General features: G+C 72.3%; 18 protein-coding genes, 1 tRNA gene and 1 pseudogene. 11 read left to right on the top strand and 9 right to left on the bottom strand.

The window, feature by feature from the left end:
• Nucleotides 1-81 precede the first annotated feature (81 nt).
• The 3 genes from AB0C69_RS22065 to AB0C69_RS22075 form a co-directional block, all read right to left on the bottom strand.
• A tRNA-Ser gene (locus AB0C69_RS22065) sits at nt 82-169 on the bottom strand.
• Between the two features lie 10 nt (nt 170-179).
• Nucleotides 180-617: a tRNA adenosine(34) deaminase TadA gene (gene tadA / locus AB0C69_RS22070; RefSeq protein WP_360356360.1), complete on the bottom strand. Its 438-nt coding sequence runs from the start codon at nt 615-617 to the stop codon at nt 180-182.
• A gap of 37 nt (nt 618-654) precedes the next feature.
• Nucleotides 655-1,092, bottom strand: coding sequence for a hypothetical protein (locus AB0C69_RS22075; protein WP_353834652.1), 438 nt, complete (start codon nt 1,090-1,092; stop codon nt 655-657).
• Between the two features lie 185 nt (nt 1,093-1,277).
• On the opposite strand from AB0C69_RS22075, the gene AB0C69_RS22080 reads away from it, so the two are divergent.
• Nucleotides 1,278-2,597 (top strand): alkaline phosphatase family protein, encoded by a 1,320-nt coding sequence (locus AB0C69_RS22080; protein WP_360356337.1) that lies wholly within the window; start codon nt 1,278-1,280, stop codon nt 2,595-2,597.
• 39 nt (nt 2,598-2,636) lie between these two features.
• Here the strand turns inward: AB0C69_RS22080 and AB0C69_RS22085 are convergent, their stop codons facing one another.
• Together AB0C69_RS22085 and AB0C69_RS22090 are read right to left on the bottom strand one after the other, a co-directional pair.
• The gene (locus tag AB0C69_RS22085; protein ID WP_345178799.1) at nt 2,637-3,122 is read right to left on the bottom strand and encodes a tRNA adenosine deaminase-associated protein; all 486 of its coding nucleotides are present in this window, start codon (nt 3,120-3,122) and stop codon (nt 2,637-2,639) included.
• A gap of 154 nt (nt 3,123-3,276) precedes the next feature.
• A complete protein-coding gene (locus AB0C69_RS22090) occupies nt 3,277-3,603 on the bottom strand; it encodes a hypothetical protein (protein ID WP_353834654.1) in 327 nt (108 codons plus the stop codon).
• A 77-nt stretch (nt 3,604-3,680) separates the two neighbouring features.
• Between AB0C69_RS22090 and upp the strand changes: the two genes are divergently transcribed.
• The 7 genes and pseudogenes from upp to AB0C69_RS22125 all read left to right on the top strand — a co-directional run bounded on the left by upp (nt 3,681) and on the right by AB0C69_RS22125 (nt 9,955).
• The gene (gene upp / locus AB0C69_RS22095; RefSeq protein WP_345178803.1) at nt 3,681-4,319 is read left to right on the top strand and encodes a uracil phosphoribosyltransferase; all 639 of its coding nucleotides are present in this window, start codon (nt 3,681-3,683) and stop codon (nt 4,317-4,319) included.
• Nucleotides 4,320-4,483: 164 nt separating this feature from the next.
• Nucleotides 4,484-4,744, top strand: a complete 261-nt coding sequence (locus AB0C69_RS22100) for a hypothetical protein (RefSeq protein WP_345178987.1) — start codon at nt 4,484-4,486, stop codon at nt 4,742-4,744.
• Between the two features lie 102 nt (nt 4,745-4,846).
• Complete coding sequence (locus AB0C69_RS22105) at nt 4,847-5,005, top strand: hypothetical protein (RefSeq protein WP_345178805.1); 159 nt, start codon at nt 4,847-4,849, stop codon at nt 5,003-5,005.
• A gap of 6 nt (nt 5,006-5,011) precedes the next feature.
• Nucleotides 5,012-5,521: pseudogene (locus AB0C69_RS22110) on the top strand (PH domain-containing protein); the annotation flags it as partial.
• Nucleotides 5,522-6,175: 654 nt separating this feature from the next.
• Nucleotides 6,176-7,618 (top strand): helix-turn-helix transcriptional regulator, encoded by a 1,443-nt coding sequence (locus AB0C69_RS22115; protein ID WP_360356341.1) that lies wholly within the window; start codon nt 6,176-6,178, stop codon nt 7,616-7,618.
• A gap of 222 nt (nt 7,619-7,840) precedes the next feature.
• Nucleotides 7,841-8,539 carry a FadR/GntR family transcriptional regulator gene (locus AB0C69_RS22120; protein ID WP_360356344.1) on the top strand — a complete coding sequence of 233 codons (699 nt, stop codon included), beginning with the start codon at nt 7,841-7,843 and terminating at the stop codon, nt 8,537-8,539.
• A gap of 162 nt (nt 8,540-8,701) precedes the next feature.
• Nucleotides 8,702-9,955 (top strand): MFS transporter, encoded by a 1,254-nt coding sequence (locus AB0C69_RS22125; RefSeq protein ID WP_360356347.1) that lies wholly within the window; start codon nt 8,702-8,704, stop codon nt 9,953-9,955.
• On the opposite strand, the gene AB0C69_RS22130 is transcribed toward AB0C69_RS22125, so the two are convergent.
• From AB0C69_RS22130 to AB0C69_RS22140, 3 genes are all read right to left on the bottom strand, one after another.
• Complete coding sequence (locus tag AB0C69_RS22130; protein WP_345178813.1) at nt 9,956-10,264, bottom strand: type II toxin-antitoxin system VapB family antitoxin; 309 nt, start codon at nt 10,262-10,264, stop codon at nt 9,956-9,958.
• A gap of 140 nt (nt 10,265-10,404) precedes the next feature.
• Entirely contained in the window at nt 10,405-10,794 is a 390-nt protein-coding gene (locus tag AB0C69_RS22135) for a hypothetical protein (protein ID WP_345178814.1), read from the bottom strand.
• Nucleotides 10,795-11,016: 222 nt separating this feature from the next.
• The gene (locus AB0C69_RS22140) at nt 11,017-11,961 is read right to left on the bottom strand and encodes an NADP-dependent oxidoreductase (protein WP_360356351.1); all 945 of its coding nucleotides are present in this window, start codon (nt 11,959-11,961) and stop codon (nt 11,017-11,019) included.
• Between the two features lie 117 nt (nt 11,962-12,078).
• Here AB0C69_RS22140 and AB0C69_RS22145 point away from each other — a divergent pair, with 117 nt between their 5' ends.
• The gene (locus AB0C69_RS22145; protein WP_353834658.1) at nt 12,079-12,576 is read left to right on the top strand and encodes a MarR family transcriptional regulator; all 498 of its coding nucleotides are present in this window, start codon (nt 12,079-12,081) and stop codon (nt 12,574-12,576) included.
• 20 nt (nt 12,577-12,596) lie between these two features.
• On the opposite strand, the gene AB0C69_RS22150 is transcribed toward AB0C69_RS22145, so the two are convergent.
• Nucleotides 12,597-13,535 (bottom strand): SMP-30/gluconolactonase/LRE family protein, encoded by a 939-nt coding sequence (locus AB0C69_RS22150; RefSeq protein WP_360356354.1) that lies wholly within the window; start codon nt 13,533-13,535, stop codon nt 12,597-12,599.
• Nucleotides 13,536-13,611: 76 nt separating this feature from the next.
• Here AB0C69_RS22150 and AB0C69_RS22155 point away from each other — a divergent pair, with 76 nt between their 5' ends.
• Nucleotides 13,612-14,064, top strand: coding sequence for an Lrp/AsnC family transcriptional regulator (locus tag AB0C69_RS22155; RefSeq protein ID WP_345178822.1), 453 nt, complete (start codon nt 13,612-13,614; stop codon nt 14,062-14,064).
• A gap of 192 nt (nt 14,065-14,256) precedes the next feature.
• Nucleotides 14,257-15,123, top strand: an 867-nt coding sequence (locus AB0C69_RS22160; protein ID WP_360356357.1) for a hypothetical protein, incomplete at its 3' end; no start/stop codon positions are given.

Consider the following 15,123-nt stretch of genomic DNA (forward strand, 5'->3'; position numbering starts at 1 on the left):
AGAACTGAGACTGGAAAGCGTCGAGGGCGGGACCATGGGTCCCGCCCTCTGTGCGTCTGGCCAGGTGGACGGCCATCTGGGTGGCGGTGGTGGTGGGATTCGAACCCACGGAAGCTTGCACTTCACACGCTTTCGAGGCGTGCGCCCTCGTCCACTAGGCGACACCACCGCGGGAGAGCCTACCCGACTCTGCGGCGCGCGAAGAACTCGATTAGCGGGGCGGCGCACTCGTCGGCCATCACCTCGGCGACCACCTCGGGGCGATGGTTGAGGCGCCGGTCGCGGACGACGTCCCACAGCGACCCGATCGCGCCCGCCTTCGGGTCGACCGCGCCGTAGACGACGCGGTCCAGCCGGGCCTGGACGGACGCGCCCGCGCACATCGTGCACGGCTCCAGCGTCACGACGAGCGTGCAGCCGGACAGCCGCCACTCGCCGAGGACCGCCGCCGCCCGCCGCATCGCGACGATCTCCGCGTGGCCGGTCGGGTCGGCGGTCCGCTCGCGCTCGTTGCGGCCCGTTCCGATGATCTCGCCGGTCGCGTCGAGGACGACGGCGCCGACGGGGATCTCGCCGTCCGCGGCCGCCTCGCGGGCCGCGTCGAGGGCCCGGAGCATCGCCGGCCGGAACGTCGCGACGACCGGATCGCGCGCGTCAGTCACGGAGGCGGTCGAACTCCTCGCCGAATCCGGCCTGCTCGGCGACGGCGAGAAGCGCGTCGCCGGGCAGGGCGCGCTCGCCGAGCTCGCCGAGCCGCCCGGCGTCGACCCCGAGGTCCTCCAGCAGGGCGGCGTCGCCCGCGGCGTCGCCGTCCGGCACCTCGCCGACGAGCTGCTGGAACAGCGAGGCGAGCCCGTCCTCGCGGACGGCGGAGATGTAGGGGCGCGGCTCGCCGTCGCGGTCGAGCCGGACGATCGCGAACCAGTCGTCGTCCTGCTCGACCAGCAGCACGACCGGGTCGCCGTAGGACTCGACGGCGGCCTCCCGCATCAGGTCGGCGACGTCGTCGACGTTCTCCGCCTCGTCGAGCACGGCCTCGGCTCCGACCCAGCCCTGGGGGGTCTGCGCGAACACGGCGGCGAAGTAGGACACGTGCTCATTGTGACCCACGCCGTCTGCCCGGTCACACCCCCCTTGCGCGGAATCGGCGCCCGGCTGCCCGGAAGCGGTTGTGAATAAACTTCGCGTTCTTGTCCGGTGACGGACGTCCGGCGTCCTTCCCTCGGTTCACGCGAGTCCGCATACTGCTCAGCGATCGCCATCCCGGGAGGAGTGCCATGGGTGCGGACGAACTGACCAGGCGCGGGTTCCTGGCGGGGACGGCGGGCGCCGCGGCGATCATCGCGGCGGGCACCGCCTCCGGATCGTCGGCCCAGGCCCACGCGGCGGAACTGGCCGCCGCCCGGCGCGCCCCCGTCGCCGATCTCCCCGATCCGGAGGAGTCCGGCATCGACCACATCGTCGTGGTGATGATGGAGAACCGGTCCTTCGACCACTACATGGGCTGGCTGCCCGGCGCCGACGGCCGCCAGGCCGGGCTCACCTTCGCCGACGCCGGCGGCGACGAGCACGACACCCACCATCTGAAGGTGCCGTGGGGGTGCGGCTTCAACGACCCCGACCACTCCTACCAGGGCGGACGGACCGAGTACAACGGCGGCCGGTGCGACGGATGGCTGCGCGCCGGCGACAACGACGTGTTCTCCATCGGCTACTACGAGGCTCCCGACCTCGGCTTCCACGGCCGCGCCGCCCTCGACTGGACGGTCTGCGACCGCTACTTCCCGGCGATCATGTCGTCCACCTTCCCCAACCGGATCTTCCAGCACGCCGGGCAGACCGACCGGATCTCCAACTCGCTGACGATCTCGGAGACCACCACGATCTGGGACCGGCTGAAGGCCAGGGGGATCTCCTGCCGGTACTACTTCAGCGACGTGCCGTTCACCGCGCTGTGGGGCCTGCGGCACCTCGACATCAGCCGGAACATCGCCGAGTTCCGCGCCGACGCCCGCGGCGGCCGGCTGCCCGCGGTCAGCTTCGTCGAGCCGGGCTTCCTCGGCGAGCTGTTCCTGCCCGGCATGTCCGAGGACGAGCACCCGCTCGCCGACATCCGCTTCGGCCAGGCGTTCTTGAACGAGGTCTACACGGCGCTCGTCACCTCACCGAACTGGCCCCGGACCCTGTTCGTCATCAACTACGACGAGTGGGGCGGGTTCTTCGACCACGTCCCGCCGCCGGAGGGGCCCGACCCGCGGCCCGACCTCGGCACCGGCCTGCGCGGCTTCCGCGTCCCCTGCCTGCTGATCTCCCCGCGGGCGCGGCGCGGGGCCGTCGCGCACGAGGTGTACGACCACACGTCCGTCCTGAAGGCGATCGAGTGGCGCTGGGGCCTGGAGCCGCTGACCGTGCGGGACGCCGCGGCCCGCAACATCGCCGAGGTCCTGAACTTCGCCGACCCGCCCGACACGCGCGCCCCCCGCTACGACGCCAAGCGCCCGATCAGCCTCGGCTGCCTCGACCCGCAGCACAGCCACACCGGCGACGACTGGGCGGGTCTCAGCGCCTACGCACGGCGCAGCGGCTTCCCGGGCTGACCCTCGGCCGGGGCGGCGGGCAGGGCGGCGGCGGCCGGGTCAGGGGACGGCGTCGAGGGCGCGTTCGAAGGCCGGGGCGAAACCGATGCGGCCGGCGATGCTGAGGAGCATCTCGTCCGGGTAGAGCTCCAGGTCGCCGGAGATCGCGCCGAGCTCCATCTCGTCCAGCCCGAGGTCGGCGAAGATCGACATGTCGCCGACCGGGAGGACCTGGTCGAGCTCCTCCTCGTCCGGGATCGGGATGTCGAGGTAGTCCAGAACCTGGCCGGCGAGCGGCCAGTCGACCGACGCCGTCACGTCCGACAGGAACACCATGACCTCGTCGCCGAGCAGGCGGATGGCGACGAAGAAGTCGTCGCCGACCGACACCAGCCCGACCGTGCCGCCGAGGCTCGGCTGCTGGCGCAGGGCATGGATCAGCCCCGCGAGGTCCTCGGTCAGCGCGACCGGAAGGATCTCCGCCTCCCAGCCCTCGTCTTCCCGGTACACCACCACGGCGAAGTCCGTCGCGTCCACATCCGTCATTTCCACCCCACCGGCACGTCTCCTGCCAGGGCATGGTCGCAGATGCGGCGCGCACTCGCGTGCCCCACCACCAAACTCGCCGCCGCACCCGGAGATGAGGCCGGGAGCCTGCGCCGATCACGGTGCCCGGCGGCATGAACCTAACCGATCTGGATCAATTGATGCGGAACGTGCGCCGGCGAAGTGCCGCGTGGATCCGCGCGCGGCGTGACCGGTGCGGCGTCACACGGCGGCGCAGCTCGCGGGCCTCGGCGAGTTCGCGCAGGAAGACCGCCCTGCGGCGCAGGTGCTCGCGCACCTGCTCGGGGGAGATGTCGCCCTGGGGCCCGGGGCGCCGCGCGGCGTCCTCGGCTGTGACTTCGGTCACCGCGGGGTCGCCGGACGGGGGATGGTCGTCGGGGGCCGAGGCGCGAGCGGGCGGATCGGGCGCGGATTCCCGGGCCCGCGAGCCGCTCGGCTGCTGATCGCTCTCGCTGTTCATACCGCCATCCTGCCCAGCTCAGCGGCGACCTATCCTGGCGCCCCGAACCGCCCGGCGGGGTGGGCTACCGTGAGCGCATGCAGACCCTCGCCGTCGACCACCCGCTCGTCGCGCACAAGCTCACGACCCTGCGGGACGTCCGCACCGACTCCCCGACGTTCCGCCGCCTGGCCGACGAACTGGTCACCCTGCTCGCCTACGAGGCGACCCGCGACGTCAGGGTCGCCGAGGCCACCGTGCAGACGCCGCTCGTCCCGGCGCAGGGCGTCCAGCTCGCGAGCCCGAAGCCGCTCGTCGTGCCGATCCTGCGCGCGGGCCTCGGGATGCTGGACGGGATGACGCGGCTGCTGCCCACCGCCGAGGTCGGCTTCCTCGGAATGATCCGGGACGAGGGGACCCTCCAGGCCCAGACCTACGCGTCGCGGCTGCCGGACGACCTGTCCGGGCGGCAGTGCTACGTCCTCGACCCCATGCTCGCGACCGGCGGGACGCTGGCCGCCGCCATCCGGCTGCTGTTCGAGCGCGGCGCAGACGACGTCACGGCGCTCTGCCTCCTCGCCGCGCCCGAGGGGCTGAAGTACCTGGAGCAGGCCTTCTCCGACATCTCGGCGCCCATCAAGGTGGTCACGGCCGCGATCGACTCCCACCTCAACGAGCAGGGCTTCATCATGCCCGGCCTCGGCGACGCGGGGGACCGGCTCTACGGCGTCGTCTGATCCCTCCGGCAGGGGCCGGTTTCCCCGACTGACCTGCGATGTTCGTTCCCGACGGCAGGGGGTACCACAACCTCTACGGAACGCGAGCGCGCGTTCCCCTCCGCCGTCCCGGCACAGGGGACCGTCACGGACCGGGCGGCGCGAGCGAGCTTCGGGGACACATGATGGCTCACCCAGGGGATGGCGACCTTCCGCGCTACATCGAGATCGGTGAACGGCTCACCGAGGAGTTCCGCGACACCCACAGCGCCGACACGGTGGAACGGTGCGTCGCCGCCGCGCGCCACGGCGCCGAGGAGGTGACCGGATCGGCTCCGTCCGACCTCGTGGAGCGGATCGCGCGCCGGCATCTGGAGGTGCTGGCGACCGTCGCGGCCGAGAAGCGCCGCAAGGCGCGCCGCTCCTCGCTGGACAACGCACCCTGACCTTGCGGGCGGGCGCCGCGCGCCGTCGCGCTGCTTTGCCGCCCGTGTGGGCTGTGCGAAACTGCTACCGGGGTCCGTGGGTCTACGCTCCGGGAGGCAGTCGTGCCGGCCAAGAAGTACCTCACGTGGGCCGCTGCGGCTTTCGTGGCGTTCTATGTCATCACGCAACCGAACGGCGCGGCCCGGACGGTGGACACCGCCGCAACGGGCATCTCCTCCGCCGCCGACTCCATCGCCACCTTCGTCAACTCGCTCGCCTGAGGCCGCATGAGACTCGTCACTCCCGGCGACTCCGCGCCGGCGTCCGTCAACAAGTACCTGCTCCCCCACGAGAACCAGGTGATCACGGTACGGCGCCACCCGGCCGTGCTGATGGTCCCGGTCGGGCTCCTGCTCGGCGGCCTCATCCTCGCGGGCCTGCTGAGCCAGACGCTCGCCGAGAGCGGCGGCGCGGTGTTCAGCTGGGTCTGGTGGGGCTGGCTGATCCTTCTCGCCTGGTTCGTCTGGCGGGTGGCGGAGTGGTCCGTCGACTACTTCGTCATCACCAACCAGCGGATGCTGCTCACCACCGGCCTCATCACCCGCAAGGTCGCCATGATGCCGCTGGCCAAGGTCACCGACATGAGCTTCAAGCGGACGATCGCGGGCCGCATGCTCGGCTACGGGGAGTTCGTGCTGGAGTCCGCCGGCCAGGACCAGGCCCTCACGAACGTCGACTTCCTCCCGTACCCCGAGCAGCTCTACCTCGAGGTCTGCGAGATGATCTTCCCGAACAAGAACCCGGCGCCGGAGGAGGCGCTCCCTCCGCCCCCGCCGCCACGCCGTCCCCGCGTGCCGGATGACGCGCCCGACCCCGACGCGCAGGACGCGCCCACCGCCACGCTGCCGAAGGGCGACGACCCCGACGGGGAGGTCTAGCCCCGCGACGCGGTCGATGCGAGAAGCCGGGCACGGTCGTGCCCGGCTTTTCCGTTGCCGCAGGGGGCCCTGCGAGGTCCTCGCGGCGATCTGAGACGATGCAGGTCGGCCCGGCCCCCTCACCGGCCGCACCGCCGGACGCAGGACCCGGCGGTCCGCGGAACGCGCGGTCCGGCACCGTCCTTACCGGCCGATCCGCTGGGAGCGGTCCCAGCCTCGCGGGAACGCGGGCAGGTCGTCCGGTACTGGCCGGAATGCGCGGGAGGCTGATCAATATCGGCGGTCTCTGCGATCTTCCCGGGACGGTCGGATACCGTCGGCGAATGACAGACGTCGCGATCGACGGGAGGGCCCGCCGGCGCGAACCGGCGAATCTCGCCGAGGCGCCGTGCGCGCGGGCCTTCCGGCCGGTCTCTTCTCCTGTCGCTTCCTTGCTCTCGATGTGTGATAACCCGCAATGTGCAATCATGTCGGCACCCCAGCCGCCTGTTTACTTCCGCTAAGTGAGTCCACATGCCGGGTCCAGGCAACGTCGGCGAACGTGTCCGCAACCTGCGGCTGACCAGACGCTTGTCGCAGGCACAGCTCGCCGGTCACGACCTTTCCGACAGTTACATCTCTTTGATCGAGTCGGGCAAGCGCACGCCGACGCCGACCGTCCTGCGCATGCTGGCCGAGCGCCTCGGCTGCACTCCCGAGTACCTCGCCGAGGGCGTCGAGCCGGAGCAGCGCGCCCATCTCGAGGTGCGGGAGCGGCACGCTCATCTGGCGCTGCTGCGCGGCGACCCCGCGACGGCCGAGGCCGGGTTCGACGAGGTGATCGCTCGCAGTGACGACCCGGACCTCACGGGCCGCGCCCGGCTGGGCCGCGCCCGCGCCCTGGAGGAGCTGGGCCGCACGGACCGCGCGATCGAGCTGTTCGAGGAGCTGCGCGAGCAGGCCGAACGCGACCCGGGCCGGGCGAGCTGGCTGCCCCCGGTGATCGCGCTGGCCCGGTCGTACCACACCGTCGGCGACCTGGGGCAGGCCGTGGCGCTGGGCGAGCGGGCCCTCGAACGGCTGGAGCGGCTCGGTCTCCACGCCGGCCACGAGTACACCGAGGCCGGACGCATCCTGCTGCTCGCCTATGTGGATCGCTCCGATCCCGTCCGCGCCCACGAGCTCGGGCGGCGCCTCCTGCACCCCGACGGGTCCGGGGACGCCGAGCCGCTGAGCGTCCACTACCAGCGGGCCAGCATGCGCGCGCTGGACGAGGGGGCGGTGGGCGACTCCCTGTACTTCGCCGACCAGGCCCTCGCCGCGCGCACCGACGCGACTCCGACGCAGGCGCACGCGCGCCTCGCTCTCGCCGGGGCCAAGGCGCTGCTCAGAGGGGTCAGGCCGTTCTCCGCCGCGGCCCCGCCCGCCCCGGAGCCCTCCGGTGAGTACGGCTTCGAGCGCCCGCGTCAGGAAGGAACTCGCGAAGCGGCCCGGGAGGCGCTCACCCTCCTCCAGCACGCGACCGGCCTGGACGACGCCGAAAGCACCGAGAGCACCATCGCCAAGGCCCGCGCGCTCGTCCTCGTCGGCGACCTGGACGAGGCGATCGCCGCGCTCGAACAGTTCCTCGACACCGGCATGGCCCTCTCCGCACCCACGAGCGGACGCACCATGGCGCCTCAACCCGCCGACGACCTGGGAGTTCGCACCCAGAAGACCGTCCTGGCCCGGCTGGTCCTGGCCCGCGCGCGGGTGGCCCAGGGAAACACGACGGCCGCCCAGGTCGTCCTTCGCGCCGCCTCTGAACAACTGGCGACCCTTCCCAAGGGGCGTCCGGCGGCGCACCTCTACCGGGAACTCGGCGAACTCTACGAACTCATCGAGTCTCCCGAGAACGCCGCCACCGCCTACCGCCAGGCCCTTGAGGCGGCCGGCCTGTCGGTCTTCAACCGCGTCCCCCTGAGCGCTCCCCACTAGAGCGCTCGCCCACAGGAAGGCGAGGCGGCCGCGACAGCGCGTGCCGCCTCGTCTTCCTGCCGGTGTGCGTCATCACATTCGTTTGCCTAACTAGGTGTTGACCTGCGGATTCGACTCTTCCCGCCGGGCAGCGCGACCCGTACGGCGGTGAAGCGGAATAGATCAGGGGGCGCGGGTGTCGTATTCTTCAGACATGGGATGACTGGTTGACTGGAGGTTCGGGTGACTCTGCGGACGGCACGGCGGTCCTCGCTGGTCGACCAGGTGATCGACCAGCTCAGGGGCGAGATCACCGGGGGCGGCTGGCCGGTGGGCGCCAAGATCCCGCCGGAGCCGGTGCTGTCGGAGACGCTCGGGGTCGGGCGCAACACCGTCCGTGAGGCGGTGCGGGCGCTGACCCACGCGGGGCTCCTGGAGAGCCGCCAGGGCGACGGGACGTACGTGCGCGCCACGAGCGAGCTGTCCGGGGCCGTCCGGCGGCGGCTGGAGACCGCGGAACTCGTCGAGATCCTCGAGGTCCGGCGGGGGTTCGAGGTGGAGGCGGCCAGGCTCGCCGCCACCCGGCGCACCGACGCCGACATCGCCGCCATCGCGGTCGCGCTCGCGCGCCGGGACGCGGCCTGGGCGGCGGGCGAGCACTCGGCGTTCGTCGAGGCGGACCTCGAATTCCACACCGCCGTCGTCGAGGCCACCCACAACCAAGTCCTGACGGACCTGTACCGCGACTTCAGCGCGGCGCTCCGGGCCAGCATCGGCGCGGCCGGGAGCCTGCTCGAACACGCCGACGTCCCGCACGGCCCCATCGCGGCCGCCATCGAGGCGGGAGACGCCGACGCCGCCACTCGGGCGACCCACGCGTGTCTCGACCAGATCCTCGCCTCGACCGTCCCGCCGTCCGGGACGGCCCCGCAGGAGACCTAGCGCGGGAGCGCAGGCCCGCACCATGACCGGGAGCGAGACCCGCTCCCCATGGGCGGCCGTCGCGGTGCCCGGCAAGTGGCAGGACACGGGCACCGGAACGCAGCAGAACCGAGCTCGACGCAGCAGACCCTGCGATCGAAGCGACCGAATAACGAAGGTGACATGAACAGCTCCACGACTCCAGGTTCCCGGGCCGCGGCCGTCTGGTCGCTCGTCGGCCTGGTCCTGCTGACGATCAACCTGCGCGCCGCGATCACGGGGATCTCCCCGGTGCTCGGCGACCTCCGGGACGCGTTCGGGCTGTCGGGCGCGGAGACCGGCGTCCTCACCACGCTGCCGGTGCTGTGCCTGGGCGTGTTCGCGGCCGTCGCGCCGGTCGTCGCGCGCCGGTTCGGCACCGAGACCGCGATCGCCGGCTCCCTCGTCATGATCACGGCGGGGATCGTGCTGCGGGTGGTGCAGTCCCCGGTCTCGCTCTACGTTGGAACGGTCCTGGCCGGGGCGGGGATCGCGATGGGCAACGTCCTCATGCCGGCCGTGATCAAGCGCGCGTTCCCGTCCCGCCTGGGTTCGCTGACCGGCCTCGCGATGATGCTGATGGCGGCCAGCGGCGCGGTCGCCGCCGGTCTCGCGGTGCCGCTGGAGGCGGCTGGCGGCTGGCGGCTCGCGCTCGCCGTCTGGGCCGTCCCGTCGCTGGTCGCCGCGCTCGTGTGGGGGCCGCTCGCCCTGCGCGGCCGCCGCGCCCCGACGCCTCCGGTCACCGTCCCGCGCGCCGGAGGATCGCTGCTGCGCTCCCCGACCGCCTGGGCCGTCGCCGCGTTCATGGGCCTGGCGTCGCTGATGTTCTACGTGCTGCTGTCGTGGCTGCCGGAGATCATGCGCGACGCCGGCCACCCGGCCGCCACCGCCGGGATGATGGTCTCCACCATGATGATCGTCGGGATCCCGCTGGGCTTCCTGGTGCCGGTGTTCGCCGCCCGCCTGTGCGACCAGCGCCCCCTCGTCGTCGCCGTCGCGGCCACGATGGTCGTCGGCCTGGTCGGGCTGCTGCTCGCCCCGTCCGCCGGGTGGACGTGGGTCGTGATCCTCGGCATCGGCACCGGCAGCGCGTTCCCGCTGGCCTTCACGCTGCTCAGCCTCCGCTCGCCGAACCCGTCGACGGCCGCGGGCCTGTCGGGGATGGCGCAGACGGGCGGCTACCTGCTCGCCGCGGCCGGTCCGCTCGCGGTCGGCGTCCTGCACGACGCCACGGGCGGCTGGAACGTGCCAGTGGCCCTGCTGCTCGCCCTGGTGGTCCCGGAGGTCGTGGTGGGGCTGCTGGCCGCGCGGCCCGGGTTCGTCCACCCGGCACGGCCGGCGGCGCCGCTGGTCGAGCCGAAGGCCCTCCCGGCGCCGGAGCCCGCCCGCAGCCGCTGATCAGGACATGTCGACGGCGTCGAGGTCGAGGACGCGCGCGTGCAGGACGAGCCGCTGGTGCAGCGCCGCCCGGAGCGCGCGGTGCAGGCCGTCCTCCAGGTAGAGCTCGCCGTGCCACTGGACCACGTGGGGGAACAGGTCGCCGTAGAAGGTGGAGTCCTTCGACAGCAGCGACTGGAGATCCATCTCCCGCTTGGTGCTGACGAGCTGGTCGAGGCGGACCTGGCGAGGAGGGATCTTGGCCCAGTCCCGGGACGAGAGACCGTGCTCTGGATAGGGCCTTCCTTCACCCACCGCCTTGAAGATCACCCTTCGAGTCTAAGGGCTCGCCCGTGCGCGGAGAAGGCGCGCAACAACTTGCGTCACTCCGCTTTCCAGATTCGGTAAACCAGTTACCGCCCAGCTCAGCCCGCCCGTGACTTAGCACCGGGCGGGCGGGCCGGAGCCGATCACGCCTGGTGCTCCGACCAGATGTAGGCGCCGGGAAGCAGATCCGCCACGGGAACGGCGCGCAGATCGCCGTCCCTGCCGACGATGACGCGGATGGACGGGAAGTAGTCGAGAAGGACCTGCCGGCACCGCCCGCAGGGAGACATCACCCCGCGGTCGCCGCTCCCCACGGCGACGACCGTGTCCAGGTGGTGGGCGCCCTGGGCGGCGGCCGCACCGATCACGGCCAGCTCCGCGCACGGCCCGCCCGTGAAGTGGTGGACGTTCATCGCGGTGACGATCCGCCCGTCCCCCGCGCGAGCGGCGGCCGCCACCGTGTGCTCGTCCCCCTTGCTGTTGTCGGCGGCCACGCGTCCGGCCACCTCGACGAGTTCGTAGTCGACCGTCATGTCCTTCTCCCAGCGTCCAGAGGTCTTCGGGTTCCGCGCGCCGCTCAGTCGTCCACGCGGGCGAGCAGTTCGCGGGCCCAGCTGCCGAAGCCCGGGCGCTCGTACAGCCGTACCGGCGAGTCGACGTCGTCCGCGGTCCCCGCCGTGATGCCGACGTCCATGATCACAGTCTAATCACCGCGATCTTCGCGAGCCGGACGCGGCGGCCGCCTTCCGGGCGGGTCAGGCGCCGGCCGGCACGACGACGACCTTGCCGGGGAGGGTCCCCGCGGCGGCCCGGGCGTGGACCGACGCCAGGTCCGCCAGCGGGACGCGCTCGGCGACGTCGACGGTCAGCGCGCCGCGGTCCACCCGCGCCACGAGTTCCGCCAGTTGCCCGGCGTCGCTGCGGACGTAGACGTCGACGGCCCGCACGCCGCGCCGCTCGTCGGCCGGGGCGGGCATCCACACGGTGGTGCCGACCACCACGCCGCCGTCGCGGACCAGGCCGGCCAGCGCCGCGAACTCCTCGGGGTCGATCGGCGCGAGGTTGAGCAGGACGTCGACCGGCTCGGTCACCGCGGCGCTCACCCGGGTGGCGGTGTGGTCGACGACCTCGTCGGCGCCGGCCGCCCTGACGTGCTCGGCGCTGCGGGGGCTGGCGGTGGCGATCACGTGGGCGCCGGCCGCCTTGGCCAGCTGCACCGCGTAGCCGCCCACGGCTCCGCCGGCGCCGCTGACCAGGATCCGCTGCCCGGCCTTCAGCCCGGCGTGGTCGAAGAGCGCCTGCCACGCGGTGAGACCGACCAGCGGCAGCGCGGCCGCGTCGGCGAGCGGGATGCTCGCCGGAGCCGGCGCGAGGACCTCGGCGGGCGCGAGGACGTACTCCGCCGAGGCGCCGTCGTCGACGAACGGCAGGAAGCCGACGACCCGGTCGCCGATCTCCAGGCCGCCCACGCCCTCACCGAGCGCGTCGACCGTTCCGGCGACGTCCAGCCCGGGGATGTGCGGCAGGGTCAGGGGCATCGGGCCCTGCATGAACCCCGCGCGGATGTTGCCGTCGACGCCGTTGAACGTCGTCGCGGCGACGCGGACCCGCACCTGCCCGGCGCCCGGCACCGGCTGGTCGACGTCCTCGTAGCGCAGGACGTCGGGCTCTCCGTACTCGTGGAATCGCACTGCCTTCATCGTGGTGCCTCACTTCCGCCAAGAGTGCTTCGAATCCGAAGCACTTGCCCACACGGTAGCAGTGCTTCGAATCTGAAGCAAGTGCTTTGAAATTGAAGCAGATGGTAGGGTTTCGCCATGTCTGAGACACCGCCGTCCCTGGACGCCGTCCAGCTGGGCGCGTACTTCGCCCTCATGGAGGTGGCGGGCCTGCTCCGGCACGCGGTCGAGCAGCAGCTGCGGGAGGCCGGCGACCTCAGCTACGTGCAGTTCCAGCTCCTGGCGCGCCTCGGGCTCGACTCGCCGAGCGGCAGCGAGCGCATGACCGACCTGGCCGACGGCGTCGTCTACAGCCGCAGCGGACTGACCTATCAGGCCGGCCTGCTCGAGAAGGCGGGGCTGGTCAGGCGCACGCGCTCCGCGGACGACGACCGGGGCGTCACGGTCACGATCACCGACGCGGGGCGGGAGCTGCTCGCCAAGGTGCTCCCCGGCCACGTCGAGGTCCTGAGCCGGCAGCTCTTCCAGCCGCTGTCGCGCGAGGACGCCCAGGCTCTGGCCGACCTGCTGTCGCCGGTGCGCGACCACATGCGCGCCGCGCCGCCCCGTTCGGCGGCGCCCCGCCGCCGGCGGTAGCACGCCGGCGGCCGAGCGGATCAGTTCTCGATCACCTGGGGCGTTCTCGGCAGGCCCGTCACCGAGGTCACCACCGAGTACAGGCCGGTCGTCGCGGTGATGAACAGGCGGTTGTTCTTGGGCCCGCCGAAAGTGATGTTGGAGACGGGCTCGGGGACGCGGATGCGCCCGATGAGCGTGGCGTCCGGTGCGTAGCAGTGCACGCCGTCCTCCAGGGCCGCCGCCCACAGCCGCCCGTCCCGGTCGAAACGGATGTTGTCGAACCTGGCGGCGCCGTCGCGGGCCTCGGCGAAGACATCGCCATCCGAGAGCGTGCCGTCGTCGCGGACGTCGAAGACGCGGATGTGCGCGGCCCGGGTGTCGGACACGAAAAGGCGGCGCTCGTCCAGGGAGAACACGAGGCCGTTCGGCCCGCCGAAGCCGTCGGCGACGAGGCGGACCTCGCCGGTCGCCGGATCGGCCCGGTAGACGTTGCAGGCCCCGATCTCGCTCTCGGCGCGGTGCCCCTCGTAGTCGCTGGCGATGCCGAAGTCGGGGTCGGAGAACCAGACCGACCCGTCGGAGCGCACGACCGCGTCGTTCGGGCTGTTGAGGCGCCTGCCCTCGTAGCGGTCGGCGATGACGGTGACGGCGCCGTCCGGCTCGGTCCTGGTGACCCTGCGCCCGCCCTGCTCGCAGGTGATCAACCGGCCCTGCCCGTCGAGGGTGTTGCCGTTGCTGTGGCCGGCCGGCGCGCGGAACGTCGAGACCGCGCCGGTGGCCTCGTCCCAGCGGAGCATGCGGTCGTTGGGGATGTCGCTCCAGATGAGCTGCCGCCACGCGGGCAGGTAGAGGGGGCCCTCCGCCCAGCGGCCGTCGGAGTGCAGGCGTTCGAGGTGCTGGTCGCCGTGGCAGCAACGTCCGGTGCGGAAGCGCTCGTCCAGAATCTCGTATACCCCGTCGGCCGCTTCCCTGAGCATGGTTTCCCCCCATGGTGTTTTGACTGAATACTGTTCAGAGCAACTTCGGGATGATCGTACGCGATACAGTCATCCTGTGAGGAACGTGGATGACATCGATCGTCAACTGCTGGAACTCCTCCAGCAGGACGCCACCCGGTCCTACACGGCGCTCGGCACGGCGGTCGGCCTGTCGGCCGGGGCCGTCCACGAGCGGGTCCGGAAGATGCGCGAGCGGGGCGTCATCCGGCGGACCAGCGTGGACGTGGAGCCGGCCGCGCTCGGGCAGGGCGTGCTGGCCTTCGCCCTGATCGACTCCTCGGTCTGGATGGGCGACCGCGCCGCCGAGTTCGCCGCCATCCCGGAGGTGCAGGAGGCCCACGTCGTCGCGGGCAGCGCGTCCGTGCTCGTCAAGGTGCGGACGTCGACGACCGCGCGGCTCCAGGACGTCCTGCGGCGGCTGTACGACATCCAGGGCGTCAGCGGGACGAAGGCGACGGTCGTCCTGGAGACGTTCTTCGAACGCCCGATCTCCCCGATGGGCCAGTGACCCCGCCCCGCCGGGGGCAGGGCCCGGAACCGTTGTGATCGTCTTTTCGTCCGAACCGGCATGACCGAAATCGATCCATCGGCCGTTCCGGATTCGCCCGACGCCTGGCGTGCCCTCGCCACCGACTGGGCCGAGACCTCAGGCGTCCGCACGCGGCGGTACATGGACCTCATGCAAGGAGCGGCGGCTCATGTGGGTGCCGCCCCTCAGGGGCCGCACACCCTGGCGTGGGCGCTGGGCGTCCTCACGCTGGCCGCCCGCCTGGATGGAATGGCTCTGCTCGATGCGTCGCCGGTCGTGGCGGCCATGACCACGGCGGCCGAACGGCTGGACGGCGCGCCCTGCGACCACGCCGACCACCCGTATCTGACGGACTTCGACGCCGAGAATCTCACCTGGAGGTTCCGGCCGGAGGAGACGGCGCTGCGGGTGGTGGGCGCCGGACCGCCCCTGGACGACCCCGGCCGGTGGAACTGCCCGCGCAATGTCGCCGGGTTCGCGCGGGCGGCGGCCGAGGCCGTCTTCCCCGGGACATTCGACGACGTCCCCGTCCAGGCCCCCGCGAGTGTCGGGCGGGGGCTGGAGTACCTCTCCGACGTGATCTATGACCACCCCTACGGCGACCCGTACGAGACCCTCGTCGACGAGGCCCGTGCCCTGCTGGAGGCCGCGCGCGAGGACACGCTCGAACTGCCCGGCCTGGTGGTCGCCAACTGCGCGCTGCTTCCCTACGCCGTCTCCGAGCGGGTCGAGTCCGTCGAGGTCCTGGACGAGATCATCACCGCCCTCGAAGCGGCGGCGCGACGCTGCGACGACGCCCCGGCGTGCGACCACGCCGCCCATCCGGACCTCGACGACTTCGAGGACTACCGCAGAGACGCCGGACTGATGCTCACCCCCGGAGGCCGGCGCGCCTACCGATGGCGGCAGCGATCGCTGGGCGGTCTCCCGCTGGAGGCCTGGACCTGCCGCCACCACTTCGGGATCGAGGCCGAGGTCGCGCTGGACGAGTTGCGCGAAGCCCGCGCGGAGGTGGCCGCCGAAGCCGGGCAGGCCGAC

This window comes from Actinomadura sp. NPDC048032, from assembly GCF_040653175.1.
Classification (GTDB): domain Bacteria; phylum Actinomycetota; class Actinomycetes; order Streptosporangiales; family Streptosporangiaceae; genus Spirillospora; species Spirillospora verrucosospora.